This is a genomic window from Streptococcus sp. FSL R7-0248 (assembly GCF_037967965.1).
Classification (GTDB): domain Bacteria; phylum Bacillota; class Bacilli; order Lactobacillales; family Streptococcaceae; genus Streptococcus.
This window is the reverse complement of the sequence record NZ_CP150201.1, coordinates 1280320-1294155: the sequence shown is the minus strand read 5'-3', so window position 1 is coordinate 1294155 and position 13836 is coordinate 1280320. Positions and strand designations below refer to the sequence as shown.

Here is a 13836-nt window from a genome sequence, read left to right as displayed (position 1 = left end):
GTTATAATAGGAGATGATAAAGGAGGAGAGGACGATGAAGATTTTAGCAATCAATCCTATTTCGTTTAAAAAAAGAATGATTGAATTTCTATTCGATTATCTTTTCATACTAGCTTATTTAGTTCTTCTGTTTTTAGGTTCTATGCTTATATACATTATTCTTTTTCATGGCGTCCCAGATTTTACAGAAATTCAGTCTCAGTGTCTTGCATTTTTTACCTCTGTTTTGCCAATCACTCTACTTTTTACATTCTTAGATTATACAAATAATGGGAGTTTTGGGAAGGTAAAAGCGGGACTTGAATTGGTCTACCAGAAAAAAACAGTGCAAGCTAGCTTGATTAGAAACACCATTAAATTTTTGCCTTGGCAACTCGGTCATATGGGCACGATACATGGTGTCTATAGTGAGTTTGATGTGTTATCCATTAGCCTCTCTATTTCGGCGACTCTCCTTGCAGTTTTCTTACTGGCAATGACGATTTTCAGGAAAGATAAGAGGCATCTAGGTGACCTCCTAGCTCACACACAGGTGCAGCTAAAATGTGACTAGGATTAAGTCTCTGTCAAATTGGTATGGTAAGAGATAGCTTAAGTAACATGAGGATAAGTTAAAGTGAATAGTTAAACTAAGGAAGTCATTATGATGACCTCCTTTTTTATTACTCCAAATACTGTACGGTAGAATAATTACAGAAGTTTACAATTTAGGTATTACGCTCATCCAGATTCCTTACCTCGGTAGTGGTCTTGGTAGCGGTGTGGTCCGTGCTAGTCTCTTGATTTTACTGGCCGCTTTTGCCTATCCTTTGGGCAATCGTAAGATGATGGTCCACTGTAAGCAGGATCAGCTTTCAACGACGCAGCGTGTGTTTGGGATGACCTTGATGAGTACGCCTTTTTGGTTGCTTTTGTCAGTTTTTGCTGGTGCAGATGCTGGGCTTCCATCAGGTGGACAGATTTTACAGTCTTTAATTGTAGCAGTCTTTTCTGGGGTTGTCGCAACCTTGCTTTTCTTCGAGGCGACTAATCTAGTTAAGCATAACCATAAGCAACTGGCAGTGGTTGAAGCCACTCAGGCTGGTGAAGTTCTCTTTACCCTCTTGGGTGGTTGCCTCTTCCTCGGAGATAGTCTACCTAGCCTTTTGGGATTCTTTGGGATTGCTATTGTAACCATTGGTATTATTGGAAATAGCCTGCTAACAGGCTCAGATTAAGCATCAGTATGAGACTTTCGAATGGCAAATTCGGAAGTTTTTCATTTATATGAAAAATATTATAGAAAAATGCGACATTTTCAGACGATAGTGCTATAATGATATTAAAAGTAAGCGTTTACCGTTTTAATGTAAATCCTAGAGATATTTCCGGAAACTTTGATAGGCTTATTAATAAAGGCGAATGTATTGACTTTGAATTTTCATGAAAAATGAGTTAACATTTAATGTTGCTCTAAAGAAGGAGAAGAGTCATGAATGATACTGTTTGTAAAAATTGGTTTATGCGTAAAAGTGGGAAAACTTGGGTCTATGGTTGTGCCTTGGTAAGTTTTGTAGGTTTGGCCCTGGCTAGTCCTGTCTATGCGGACCAAGTGGAACAGGCAACTGTGAGCCCAACACCTCAAGAAGTGGTAACTCAAACTGACCATCAAGTTGCCCCTCAAGTGGAGCTTGCACCTAGCACGACCAAGGAAGTCCCCCAAGTGGTAGAGCCGAGCCAGTCTCTTGTTTCCGAATCTGCTAAAACAGCTCAAGAGAATCCCACTCAGCCTAGCCCTGACCAGTCAAAAGAAGTACAAACACAGGCTAGTGAGGCTGAGAAAGTAACTAACCAAACGCAAGAAGCCGATTTGAATCAGACCAATCAAGAACAATCTCCAGTTGTAACGAATAGCACCAGTCCTGTTCATGTGACAGAGGAAAAAACGGATTTGCCTAATAATGAAGCAGTTACCAATCTTGAAGGGATGACCGCAGACCAAAATGGTCACTGGGAAATGCAGGCTGACGGTATTCATTCAGAAGCCAAAGACAAGGGAGACTCTTTCCTTTATTCTCAATCCGAGGGCAAGAATTTTATCTATTCAACAGATGTGACCTTCAAGGAAGCTGGTGGTGCCGCTGCCCTCATTTTCCGTGGTAACAATGATAGTAGCGATAAAAATATGTACGGGGTCAATGTAGACTCTGGTAACCATAAGGTTAAGTTTTGGCGTTGGGTCAATAATCATGATATTCAACTTGTAGATGAGAAAGATGTGACACCAACTGCCGATGAAACCTACAATCTTAGAGTAGTTGCGGCTAATCAGTGGCTATCTTACTATGTCAATGATGTGCTTGTCGCAAGTACAGGTGACGCTGTTCTTCAAAAAAGTGACAAGGGCCAACCTCAAGTCCTTCCAGAAGGTTACTTTGGACTTCTTAATTGGAATGCCAATGTCATTTTCAAAAACACCCGCTATGTTAATCTTGATGATGCCAGTCTTCCTTTGATTGACAATCTTGTGGTGACCTCAAAGACAGGTTCTGTTGAAAAACAAGCCCAATTCTTCTCTGAAGAACCACTCCATATCCAATATGTGGGACACAATGCTGAGACAGTAGGCTTTGACATCACTAAGCATAATCCAAATGCTGTTATCAAGGTAGAAGATGCCAAGGGAAATGTCTACACAGATATTTCACAATTGCCAGTGACTGTAGGTGCCAATTACTTTATTGTTGAAAGTAGTGTGACTGACTCACTAGGTCGTCCTGTGACCTTGACTTATCGTGTTAATATCCACCGAAGACAAAGTGATGATGTGTATTACAACGAGCTTTACCGTGATCAGTATCATTATTCTGTCAAGGATGGCTGGGCTAATGACCCTAATGGCTTAGTCTTCTACAAGGGACGTTACCATCTCTTCTATCAATTTTACGATGATACCAAATGGGGGCCAATGCACTGGGCCCATGCGACCAGCCGAGACTTGCTTCATTGGGATGAAGAGCCGATAGCCTTTTATCCAGATGCGACAGGTCACATGTTCTCAGGCTCTGTCGTGGTTGATAGTACCAATAGCTCAGGCCTCTTCAAATCTCCGGAAGGTGGCCTGGTGGCTATTATCACTTCAAATGGTAATGGGCAACGGATTGAAATCACCTATAGTGAGGACGAGGGTAGAACCTGGCAAAAATATGACAAGGTAGTTGCCGACTGGTCTCAGGATCCTCTTCAAAACCAAGATTTCCGTGACCCTAAGGTTTTCCGCTGGGATAACCAATGGTTTATGGTCCTTGCAGGTGGTCCACTCCGCATTTATTCATCACAAGACTTGAAGAACTGGCAAGTGGAAACAACCTATAAGGATTTGCATACGGAATGTCCTGACCTCTATCCGATTGTAGCCAATGATGGCGCACTCAAGTGGGTTCTCTCACGTGGCGGTCGTTCTTACAAGGTTGGTGATTTTAAACAAGTGGATGGCAAGTGGGCCTTTGTAGCTGATGATGTTTACCAAGATCATGACGAAATCATGAATTTTGGTAAGGATTCCTATGCTGCCATGACTTATTATGTTCATGATTTTGGAACAGCTGACCATCCAAACATCCCACAATTGACTGAAATCAACTGGATGAACACTTGGGAAGATTATTGCAATCTGGTTGCAGATACTGTAGGTCAAAAATTTAATGGTACCTTTAACCTTAATCTTGACCTTGGTTTGGTTAAATCAGGCGACCGTTACCTCTTAACCCAAACTCCTGTTAAGGCCTACGAAAGCCTTCGTGATACAGATGACGCTCAGTATTTTGAAAATGTCACAGTAGCTTCTGACAATGAACTGCTTAAAGATTTTAAAGGTGACACTTATGAAGTGGTTTCTCACTTTGTACCAGGCAAGGATACGACAGCAGTTGGCTTTAATCTACGCGTCGGTGATGGTCAAGCTACTAAGGTCATTTACGATTTAACTAAGGAAACTTTGTCTATTGACCGTAGCCAATCTGGTACTATCCTTTCAGATGCCTTTACTAAGGTTAATAGTCAACAAGTGACTCGCAATGAAGATGGTTCTATTGATTTGCATCTTTATGTGGACCGTGCGAGTGTGGAAGTCTTTGCTAAGGGTAATACAGTAGCTGGTGCTAATCAGATTTTCCCAAGCCCAAGAGCCGTTGGAGCAAGTGTCTTGGTTGAAGGTGGTCCAGCCAAAGCAAACATTGCTATCTACCCAATTAAGAGTACTTGGACTGACAAGAAGGAAGTCACTAAGGCTGTTGCCATGAACACCACAGTTGCAGGTCATTTGGCTCTTGAAGTTGGTCAAAGTAAGGACTTGCAGGTTTATCTCGCACCGGCTTCTGAAGAGCAAGATGTGACATGGACAGTAAGTGATCCAAGTTTGGTGTCCTATACTGAACATGACAATAAACTTTCTCTCAAAGCCCTTCACAAAGGTCATCTAACTGTCACAGCAACCTCAGTTGAAAATCCTTCATTGACCAAAACCTTTAATATTGCCATCACGCTCAACAATTTTGCGACCAACCTTAAAGGCTTGAAAGCTGTCACTGGTAATTGGTATATTGATGACGATACCCTTTACGATAGCAATGTCAGTGCCAATGACTTCTTCATGGCCTATGAAAGTAATGGCTTCAAGCAATTTGACTATGACATCGATGTCAAATACCAACATGGTTTGGTAAACCTCTTTGTAGCTGCGGAACGTGAAGAACCAGGTCGTGCCTACTCTGTCCAATTTGCTGATAACGACACTGTACGTCTCTTCCGTTTTGGTGGTGAAACCATCGCTGAAGCTCACTTGGATAAGGCAATCAATGATGGCCAGTACCACCACGTCAAGGTTGAAAAGGGCAAGGACACCATGACAGTCTATGTCGATGGTAAGGAAGTGCTCCATCATCAATTTGATGCCGTGGATAATTACTTCAATCAAGCCCATGTAGGTGTCGGTCTTTGGGATGGAGCAGTAGAATTCAAAAACTTCTTCGTTACTGAAAAAATGACAAACACAAGCAGTGACACCACTGACGAACCAATCAAACCTGATCCTCAGCCAGACCCTAGTCCAGAACCAAGTCCGGAAAATAAACCAGATGAACCTGAGCATCAACCTGAGGTTGCTCCAGAGCCTGAACCAACTGGACAAAATAATAGTCATGACAATACAAACACATTACCAGATTCATCTCAGGATAATACTGATAAGCAAGAAGAAAATAAGACTCTAGTGGAAACACCTAAGACTATTGCTCCAATAGTTGACAATCTCCTACAAACATTTAATAAATTTAGTCTCTCAACTTTCCTTGCAAGTATTGCTAAAGAAACATGGCACTTTTTGACAAAATGGTTATTCAGCTAAGATCAAAACGTTGAAAAGGCTATATAAGAAGAAAAACTTAGAAGCACTCATACTTCTAAGTTTTTTTTTTGAGATTATTCTAAAAAAATCAACCAAAGATTTCTTTTGCGAGTGCTTTTCCTTTCGGAGTTGCTGCTAAGCCACCTTCAGCAGTTTCACGAAAGGCGGTTGGCATGGCTGAACCGACCTGATACATAGCGTCAACAACCTGATCGACTGGAATGGCAGATGTGATACCTGCCAAGGCCATATCGGCAGCTACTAGGGCAAAGCTTGCTCCCATAGCATTACGTTTGACACAAGGAACTTCGACTAATCCAGCTACAGGGTCGCAAATGAGCCCCAACATATTCTTAAGCACAAAGCAAATGGCCTGGCTAGCTTGGAAGGGTGTTCCACCAGCAGCCATTGTAATAGCGGCAGCAGCCATAGCAGAGGCAGAGCCAACTTCAGCTTGGCAGCCCCCTTCTGCACCAGAAATAGAGGCGTTATTAGCGATAACGAGCCCAAATGCACCGGCAGTGAAAAGAAAATCCAGTTGTTGTGATTGGCTCAAGCCCAATTTTTCGATAGCTGTTGTTAGAACAGCGGGCAAACAACCTGCTGAACCAGCCGTTGGTGTGGCACAAACCAAGCCCATCTTGGCGTTAGATTCATTGACGGCCATGGCATTTCTAGCAGCACCCAGAACAGCAGAATCAGCCAGGGTCTTTCCATTTTTGATATAAGCATCCAGCTTGGCAGCGTCTCCCCCGGTTAAGCCAGTTGGTGATTTCTCAGGGGATAAACCAGCCTGAACAGACTCTATCATCACTTCAAGATTTCGAGTCATGAGAGCTAGGATTTCAGGACGTTCCCGTCCAGTTAGCTCTGTCTCTGTAGCAATCATGAGCTCTGCGATATTACCTTGGTAATCTCGGTCAGCTTGTTGAACTAATTCTTCAATACTGTAAAACATGGAATCCCCCTCTTAGCTGAAAAAGTTGACATTATGTAGATGAGGAATTCTAGCGATTTCATTGACGGCCTCATCACACTGGTGCGAGTCAATTTCGATAATCATAATGGCCTTCTCACCAGCATTTTCTCGAGTGACGGTCATCTGAGCGATATTGATACCATAACGAGATAAAATATCGGTCACAAGAGCAATCATTCCTGGAACATCTTGGTGAACAATAATAAGTGTAGGTGTATTTATTTTGAGGTTGACCGCAAAACCATTGAGCTCAGTCACTTGGATATTCCCTCCACCTATGGAAACACCTGTGGCAGAGATAGTTTTTGTAGCATTTTTTAGTGTAATACGAGTGGTGTTGGGATGCGGTGCATTACTATCTTTGTTGATTTTCCAATAGACCTTGATGCCTTTTTCGTATGCAATGTCCAGTGCGTGCGGAATATCAGGGTCGTCAGTCTCCATCCCTAAAATACCAGCTACTAGAGCTACATCAGTCCCGTGACCTCGATAGGTCTTGGCAAAGGAATTAAAAAGTTGAAATTCCACCTCAGTCGGTGTTTCACCAAAAATGGCAGAGACAATTTTTCCAATACGAACAGCTCCTGCAGTATGACTAGAGGAAGGTCCGACCATGACAGGACCGATAATGTCAAAAACGGATTGAAATTTTAAATTTTTCATAGCACGCCTCGTCTGATTAATCTTGTATTTTCAGTATACCATGAATTAGTGATATTAGGGTTTTAAGTAAAATTGTATTTTTTGAAAAATATCCTATTTTAAGGTTTCTTTAAGCTTTAATGGATATAATGTTGGTCTATTAAGTAAGCAATACTTATTTTTCATAAATCAGAGAGGACGACCTGCGGGTCGTCTTTTTTTATTTATTCATATATAGCTAGATTGTGGTAAAATAGAGCCTAAAGATTCAAGTATCAGAAAGGATACGCCATGACCTATACCCATTTACTTTTCGATCTTGACCATACCCTCCTAGATTTTGACCGTGCTGAAGATTTGGCTTTAAACTACTTGCTTGAAGAGGCTGGTGTGGCTTCACAAGATCTTAAAGTTTACAAGGACCACTATATTCCCATGAACCGTTCCATGTGGGAGGACCTCAACCATGGTTTGATTACAAAACCTGAATTGCTTCGCACGCGCTTTTCACGTCTCTTTGAGCACTTTGGAAAAGAAGTAGATGGTAGTCACTTTGCTGGGCGCTACCAACATTTTTTGAGTCAGCAGGGGCAGGAGTTGCCTCAGGCCCATGCTTTCTTATCAAACGTTAAAGACCGTGGCCACAAGATTTATGCAGCAACTAACGGTGTTAGCTATATCCAACGTGGCCGCCTGCAGGCTTCGAGTATTTTACCTTTCTTCGACGATGTTTTCATCTCTGATGAGGTGGGTGCCCACAAACCGTCTACGGACTTTTTTGAAAAAATTGCGGATCAGGTGAATGACTTTCATCCCGATTCGGCCCTCATGATTGGTGATAGTCTAACTGCTGATATTCAAGGTGGTAATAATGCAGGAATTGACAGCATTTGGTTTAATCCAAAAGGTTTGGTTAATGAGACTCCAGCTGTTCCAACCTATCAAGTCAAAAACTACCAAGAAATTTTGACGATTTTGAGCAAATAGACCTCTTTTCAAATTGTATTTACCCATGACTATTAAGAGCTTTTCAGCTCTTTTTTTGCTACAATGAAAGCATGAATAATCTGATTAAACATAAGCTGGAATTGCTCCCAAACAACCCGGGGTGCTATCTCCACAAGGACAAATTCGGCAATATTATCTATGTCGGTAAGGCTAAAAATCTAAAAAATCGTGTGCGTAGCTATTTTCGTGGAAGTCATGATACTAAGACGGAGCTTTTGGTATCTGAGATTGCAGACTTTGAATTTATCGTAACCGAGTCCAATATTGAGGCCCTGCTTTTGGAAATTAATCTTATCCAAGAGAATATGCCTAAATTCAACATCCGCCTCAAGGATGACAAGTCTTATCCATTTATCAAGATTACTAAGGAGCTCTATCCAAGGCTCTTGATTACCCGCCAGGTTAAGAAGGATGGCGGTCTCTATTTTGGTCCTTACCCAGACTCTGGTGCGGCCAATGAAATCAAGAAGCTTTTGGACCGTATTTTCCCCTTTAAGAAATGTAAAAATCCGGCCAATAAGGTCTGTTTCTATTACCATATTGGCCAATGTAATGCCCACACCATCTGTCACACCACTGAGGACTATTGGCAAGGTTTGGTTGAAGATGTCAAGAATTTCCTAAACGGTCATGATGATAAAATCGTTAATCAGCTTAAGGCCAAGATGAAGGATATGTCTGACCAGATGGAGTTTGAGCGTGCTGCGGAGTATCGCGATTTGATTGAGGCGGTTTCGACGCTTAGGACCAAGCAAAGGGTTATCCGTCAAGACATGCAGGACCGTGATATCTTCGGTTACTACGTGGATAAGGGGTGGATGTGTGTTCAGGTTTTCTTTGTTCGCCAAGGGAAACTCATTCAGCGTGATGTCAATATGTTCCCTTATTATAATGATGCTGAGGAAGATTTCCTAACCTATATGGGTCAGTTTTATCTGGATAGTCGTCATCTCAAGCCTAAGGAGATTTTCATTCCAGGAGACATTGATCAAGAGTCTGTTGAGGCTCTAGTTGGAGATGAGGTCAAGGTCTTTAAACCTCAACGTGGAGAGAAGAAGCAGTTGGTTAATCTGGCGACGAAAAATGCCCGCGTCAGTTTGACCCAAAAATTTGATCTCCTCGAAAAAGACTTGGCTAAGACCCAAGGAGCTATTGAAAATCTAGGCAAACTCATGGGGATTCCGACACCGGTCCGTATCGAGTCTTTCGATAACTCTAATATCATGGGAACTAGCCCTGTCTCTGCCATGGTTGTCTTTGAAAATGGTAAACCTAATAAAAAAGAGTACCGCAAATACAAGATTAAGACTGTTGAAGGCCCTGACGATTATGCCAGTATGCGTGAGGTCATTCGTCGTCGCTATAGTCGTGTCAAACGTGATGGTCTAACGCCACCAGACCTCATTATCATGGATGGTGGTCAAGGTCAGGTCAATGTAGCCAAGGATGTGCTTCGCAAGGAACTCAATCTATCTATCCCAGTTGCAGGTCTTCAGAAAAATGACAAGCACCAAACCAATGAATTGCTTTTTGGAGATCCTTTGCGAGTCATTGATTTGCCACGTCAATCCGAGGAATTTTTCCTCCTTCACCGTATTCAGGATGAAGTACACCGCTTTGCCATCACCTTCCATCGTCAAGTCCGTAGTAAGAATAGTTTCAGTTCTAAACTTGATGGCGTGGAGGGGTTAGGACCTAAGCGCAAACAAAAACTTCTCAAACACTTCAAGTCTATGACAGCTATCCAAAAAGCCAGTGCCGAAGACATTCAAGCTCTTGGAATCCCTGAAAAAGTAGCAGAGGCTCTGTTAGATAAATTAAATGATAACAATTAAGTTAGACTTTTCAAGTAACTCAGAAAAACTTGGTAGGGTGATTGATAATTCAATGATTTCCTAGGAATTCTATTTCTTGAGAGTGGGACAGAAATCGGTAATTCGTTAGAATTCGATTTCGTCGTCCCACCTCCGCACAGTTGAGTAGGGCAGTAAAAGCTGATGAAATCAGCGTAGTAGAGCCCACTCAACCACTGCGTCTTGCTCGACAATCCAAAAACAATAAAGAGGCTAGGACTTTTGTCCCAGCCTCATAATTTTGAGAAATATTAGTAAAATCCATTTGATGTCGAGAAAGAGAATGACAAACAAGTGATTGTCTTGTCTGAAGAGACGAAAGAACGGATAACGGGTGATTTGTTTGAGGGACTTTATCGGAAACGACAGATTGGATTTGGCAAACTCTTCAAGACTATCAAGAAAGAATTAGACTTAGATGATGTCGAAGATGGTAATCTTGTTCAGACTGGAGAGGATAGTCAAGAAGTATCGCGAGGTCAGGAAATTGTAGCCGTTTGGAATTGGCAGAGAAAGAATTATTTTTTACAGTAACTAAGAAATATGTTAGTCAGTTTTATTATTAGGTGTATTTAATTTGCTGTAGTAATTGACAATTACGGCTGATAAGCATCCAAAAAAAATAAGTCCATATACAGTTAAAAAGACGCTAGTAATACGTCCGATTAGAGTAGTAGCTAGTATATCTCCGTAACCTACTGTTGTTGATGTGACAAAAGCATACCATAGTCCATCCCAGTAATTACTTATTTGAGGTTCAACTAATAAAAGTATTCCTCCTGAAATAAAAATAAAACTTACAAAACTTATCAAAAATTGATTAAATCCTGTAACTTTTATAATATGAAATAGAGTATTTAAACGTTTCATTTGGTTCTCCTTTGTTATAGTGTTAATGAAAATTATAGCATACAAAAAGTGTTTAAATATGTATTTTAGACACTTTTTATATTAATTTTTATTATGTTTTCTTGATAGTAAGCCTCTATCGTTACAAGCTCGTTTGTGGTAAGATGAGTATAGGTCATTTATGTTAGTTCCTTTCAGACAAATGTGGTGTTTATCTGAGCCTAACATAGGCTTTTTCTGTCTAGCTTAATTTTACAAATTGGGTTATTTATTCTTCATAAGATTTGAAGGGTTGATCTTTTTTAGGGTATCGTGTCGGTGTGATTGACAGTCCCATCTTGTCTTTTTCGTGTAGCAATTCAATGACTAGGGAAACCATGATCAGTACCATGATGAGTGAAAATGGAAAGGCTACGATAATCAGCGTATTTTGCAAGGCTACTAAGCCCCCTGAAAGAAGTAAGACGATGGCAATAGTCGCAAGGAGTACGCCCCAGAAGATTTTAAGGTTATTCTTTGGTTTGAGATTCCCATCATCAGAGAGCATAGCTAGCACATAGGTCGCAGAGTCTGCTGACGTGATAAAGAAGGTAATGATCAAGATGATGGCAACAACGGAGGCAATAAAACCAAATGGCAGTTGACTGAAGGTTGCAAACAAGGTCTGCTCACTTGGAAACTGTGTTAAATCTACATTTCCAAGTGATTGAACATGCGTTGAAAGTGTTCCAAAGGTAGAAAACCATAAAAAGCTTAATACAGTCGGTGCTAATAAGACGATGGATAGAAATTGTCTGATACTACGTCCTTTAGAAATTCTGGCAATAAAAACTCCCACGAATGGTGACCAAGAAATCCACCAAGCCCAATAGAAAATCGTCCAAGTATTGATCCAGTCACGATTGTATTGACCAAAGGAACCAGCACTGAAACTCATACGGAAGAAATTGGAAATATACAGTCCGATACTATCGGTCAAGGTATTAAAAATCTGGACTGTGGGACCGATGATTATGGTGATGGCGAGTAGTCCAACCGCTAAAATAAGATTGGTGTTTGATAAGATTTTTACCCCTTTTCCAAGACCAGAAAGGGCTGAAATGGTAAAGAGGATGGTTGTGATAATTATGATAATAACTTGCACAAGGGCATTGTTTGGAATACCAAAGAGGTAGTTGAGTCCCCCATTGATTTGGGCTGCCCCAAAACCAAGAGTGGTTGCCACCCCGATAACAGTAGCGACCACTGTAATCGTATCTACGATCTTACCAAGGCTACCGTTTGTTTTTTTACCAAACAAGGGCTTTAAGGTAACCGATAAAAGATATTTCTCTTTTTTTCGGAAACCAAAGTAGGCAAGGGCCAGGGCGATTAAAGCATATATTGCCCAGGCATGGATGCCCCAGTGAAAGAAAGTGTAACGGAAAGCATCGGCTAAGGCTTCCTGCGACCCTGGGGTAGCTCGTACCGTTGAAATGGCATAATGGGATAAGGGCTCTGCGGCACCGTAGAAGACAAGGCCGATTCCCATTCCAGCAGAAAATATCATGGCAATCCAAGAGATAGTAGAGTGTTCAGGCACCGAATTGGGTTCCCCCAGTTTGATTTGCCCAACGGGACTAACCAGGAAAAAGCCACAAAGTAGAACGATTGACGTGACCAGTAATAAGTAAAACCAGCCAAGTTTATCTGAAATAACTTCCCTTAGTTGTTCTGACCAAACTTGGTAGCCGTCAGGCATAACAATACCAAGAAGGACCAGGATAGCCAGTAGCACAAAAGAGGTTTTTAAGACCGGCGTTAAATTTTTAGTTGACATAAAATCTCCTTTCATTCTCTACCATTATATCAAAAATGATAATAACTTAAAAATGAGGGGAGATTAGATAACACCCAGCTAGTTATAATTTTTAGTTGATTAACTAGAGACGTTTAAGAACCTAAATTGTCAAATTAAGTTAGACTTTTCAAGTAACTCAGAAAAACTTGGTAGGGTGATTGATAATTCAATGATTTCCTAGGAATTCTATTTCTTGAGAGTGGGACAGAAATCGGTAATTCGTTAGAATTCGATTTCGTCGTCCCACCTCCGCACAGTTGAGTAGGGCTGTAAAAGCTGATGAAATCAGCGTAGTAGAGCCCACTCAACCACTGCGTCTTTCTCGACAATCCAAAGACAAATTGAGAGGCTAGGACTTTTGTCCCAGCCTCATAATTTTGAGAAATATTAGTAAAATCCATTTGTTTCGGTAATCCATTTCGTCTTAATAAGCCATTAGAATGTTCATTGAGACCTCGTTGACCAGGACATCCTGGATCCGCAAAGAAACTATCAATGTCATGTGCATTCGAAATAGATTTCCAATTAGAAAATTCTTTCCCACAATCAAAAGTTATCGACTTAAAGAGATGACTGGAAACTTGAGACAACCATTGATTGATGGAGGCCTCAATATCACTTGCTTTCCGTCCATTGGTTTTCAGTGTGATGATGGCTTTTGAGCAGCGTTCTACTAAGGTAATGACTGCATTTTTGTGTTTTTCTCCCACAATTGTATCCCCTTCTAGATGACCGAATTCCGTCTTAAAATTAGGATAACTGTCTGCTCTCTCACGTAAATCTCTGAGCAACACTTGTTTTCCTCGTTTTTCGCTATGACCATTTGGTTTTCTTTTGCCTTTCCAAGGGAGATCCTCTTTCTTTAGAATACCACGGTCTGCTAGTCGATAGAGAGTTCTCATAGAACAAGAAACTCTATCTGGATAAGTTCCTTTAATGACATCAAGGCTCCAATTTTGTACTAAATGAGTTTGGATAAAATCTTTTTCTGTTTGCGTAAGACTGGTTTTATTCCTGCCACAGCGTTTCTTATTGATTTTATATCGGTTATAGTAATCATAAGCAGAGTGCCCCTCTTTCAGATAGTTGATGACATTGTAGATTGTCTGTTTTGATCTGCCAAGTGAAGTCACAATATCTAAAACTTTTATGTTTTCTTGATAATAAGCCTCTATCATTACAAGATCGTTTGTGGTAAGATGAGCATAGGTCATTTATGTTAGTTTCTTTCAGATAAATGTGGTGTTTATCTGAGCCTAACATAGATGGCTTTTTCTGTCTT

Annotated in this window: 10 protein-coding genes and 1 pseudogene; 6 read left to right on the top strand and 5 right to left on the bottom strand. The window is 40.9% G+C overall.

Going from position 1 to position 13836, the window contains the following annotated elements; genetic code table 11:
* The first annotated feature begins 34 nt into the window (after positions 1-34).
* The 3 genes from NYE32_RS06185 to NYE32_RS06175 all read left to right on the top strand — a co-directional run bounded on the left by NYE32_RS06185 (position 35) and on the right by NYE32_RS06175 (position 5383).
* Positions 35-553, top strand: a complete 519-nt coding sequence (locus tag NYE32_RS06185) for an RDD family protein (protein ID WP_101799882.1) — start codon at positions 35-37, stop codon at positions 551-553.
* 118 nt (positions 554-671) lie between these two features.
* A complete protein-coding gene (locus tag NYE32_RS06180; protein ID WP_339157125.1) occupies positions 672-1217 on the top strand; it encodes a multidrug resistance efflux transporter family protein in 546 nt (181 codons plus the stop codon).
* 254 nt (positions 1218-1471) lie between these two features.
* The gene (locus tag NYE32_RS06175; RefSeq protein ID WP_145517444.1) at positions 1472-5383 is read left to right on the top strand and encodes a GH32 C-terminal domain-containing protein; all 3912 of its coding nucleotides are present in this window, start codon (positions 1472-1474) and stop codon (positions 5381-5383) included.
* 88 nt (positions 5384-5471) lie between these two features.
* Here NYE32_RS06175 and sdaAA read toward each other — a convergent pair whose 3' ends face one another.
* A complete protein-coding gene (sdaAA, locus tag NYE32_RS06170; RefSeq protein WP_064520669.1) occupies positions 5472-6341 on the bottom strand; it encodes an L-serine ammonia-lyase, iron-sulfur-dependent, subunit alpha in 870 nt (289 codons plus the stop codon).
* A gap of 12 nt (positions 6342-6353) precedes the next feature.
* Entirely contained in the window at positions 6354-7025 is a 672-nt protein-coding gene (gene sdaAB / locus NYE32_RS06165) for an L-serine ammonia-lyase, iron-sulfur-dependent subunit beta (RefSeq protein ID WP_064520670.1), read from the bottom strand.
* A 270-nt stretch (positions 7026-7295) separates the two neighbouring features.
* Here sdaAB and NYE32_RS06160 point away from each other — a divergent pair, with 270 nt between their 5' ends.
* From NYE32_RS06160 to NYE32_RS06150, 3 genes are all read left to right on the top strand, one after another.
* Complete coding sequence (locus NYE32_RS06160) at positions 7296-7991, top strand: YjjG family noncanonical pyrimidine nucleotidase (RefSeq protein ID WP_339156881.1); 696 nt, start codon at positions 7296-7298, stop codon at positions 7989-7991.
* A 71-nt stretch (positions 7992-8062) separates the two neighbouring features.
* A complete protein-coding gene (uvrC, locus tag NYE32_RS06155; RefSeq protein ID WP_037600702.1) occupies positions 8063-9847 on the top strand; it encodes an excinuclease ABC subunit UvrC in 1785 nt (594 codons plus the stop codon).
* A gap of 312 nt (positions 9848-10159) precedes the next feature.
* On the top strand, positions 10160-10399 hold the full coding sequence (locus NYE32_RS06150; RefSeq protein WP_002885362.1) for a protein rep: 240 nt from the start codon (positions 10160-10162) through the stop codon (positions 10397-10399).
* Between the two features lie 12 nt (positions 10400-10411).
* Here NYE32_RS06150 and NYE32_RS06145 read toward each other — a convergent pair whose 3' ends face one another.
* The 3 genes and pseudogenes from NYE32_RS06145 to NYE32_RS06135 all read right to left on the bottom strand — a co-directional run.
* The gene (locus NYE32_RS06145; RefSeq protein WP_261787309.1) at positions 10412-10768 is read right to left on the bottom strand and encodes a potassium channel family protein; all 357 of its coding nucleotides are present in this window, start codon (positions 10766-10768) and stop codon (positions 10412-10414) included.
* Positions 10769-10982: 214 nt separating this feature from the next.
* Entirely contained in the window at positions 10983-12533 is a 1551-nt protein-coding gene (locus NYE32_RS06140; protein ID WP_002885312.1) for a BCCT family transporter, read from the bottom strand.
* A 398-nt stretch (positions 12534-12931) separates the two neighbouring features.
* Positions 12932-13768, bottom strand: a pseudogene (locus NYE32_RS06135) (IS30 family transposase); the annotation flags it as partial.
* Positions 13769-13836: the final 68 nt, after the last annotated feature.

Excerpts from the sequence above, each read along its gene's own strand:
- uvrC (WP_037600702.1), top strand. The coding sequence starts at position 8,063 with ATGAATAATCTGATTAAACATAAGCTGGAATTGCTCCCAAACAACCCG.
- NYE32_RS06160 (WP_339156881.1), top strand. The coding sequence starts at position 7,296 with ATGACCTATACCCATTTACTTTTCGATCTTGACCATACCCTCCTAGAT.
- NYE32_RS06175 (WP_145517444.1), top strand. The coding sequence starts at position 1,472 with ATGAATGATACTGTTTGTAAAAATTGGTTTATGCGTAAAAGTGGGAAA.
- NYE32_RS06140 (WP_002885312.1), bottom strand. The coding sequence starts at position 12,533 with ATGTCAACTAAAAATTTAACGCCGGTCTTAAAAACCTCTTTTGTGCTA.
- sdaAB (WP_064520670.1), bottom strand. The coding sequence starts at position 7,025 with ATGAAAAATTTAAAATTTCAATCCGTTTTTGACATTATCGGTCCTGTC.
- NYE32_RS06185 (WP_101799882.1), top strand. The coding sequence starts at position 35 with ATGAAGATTTTAGCAATCAATCCTATTTCGTTTAAAAAAAGAATGATT.
- sdaAA (WP_064520669.1), bottom strand. The coding sequence starts at position 6,341 with ATGTTTTACAGTATTGAAGAATTAGTTCAACAAGCTGACCGAGATTAC.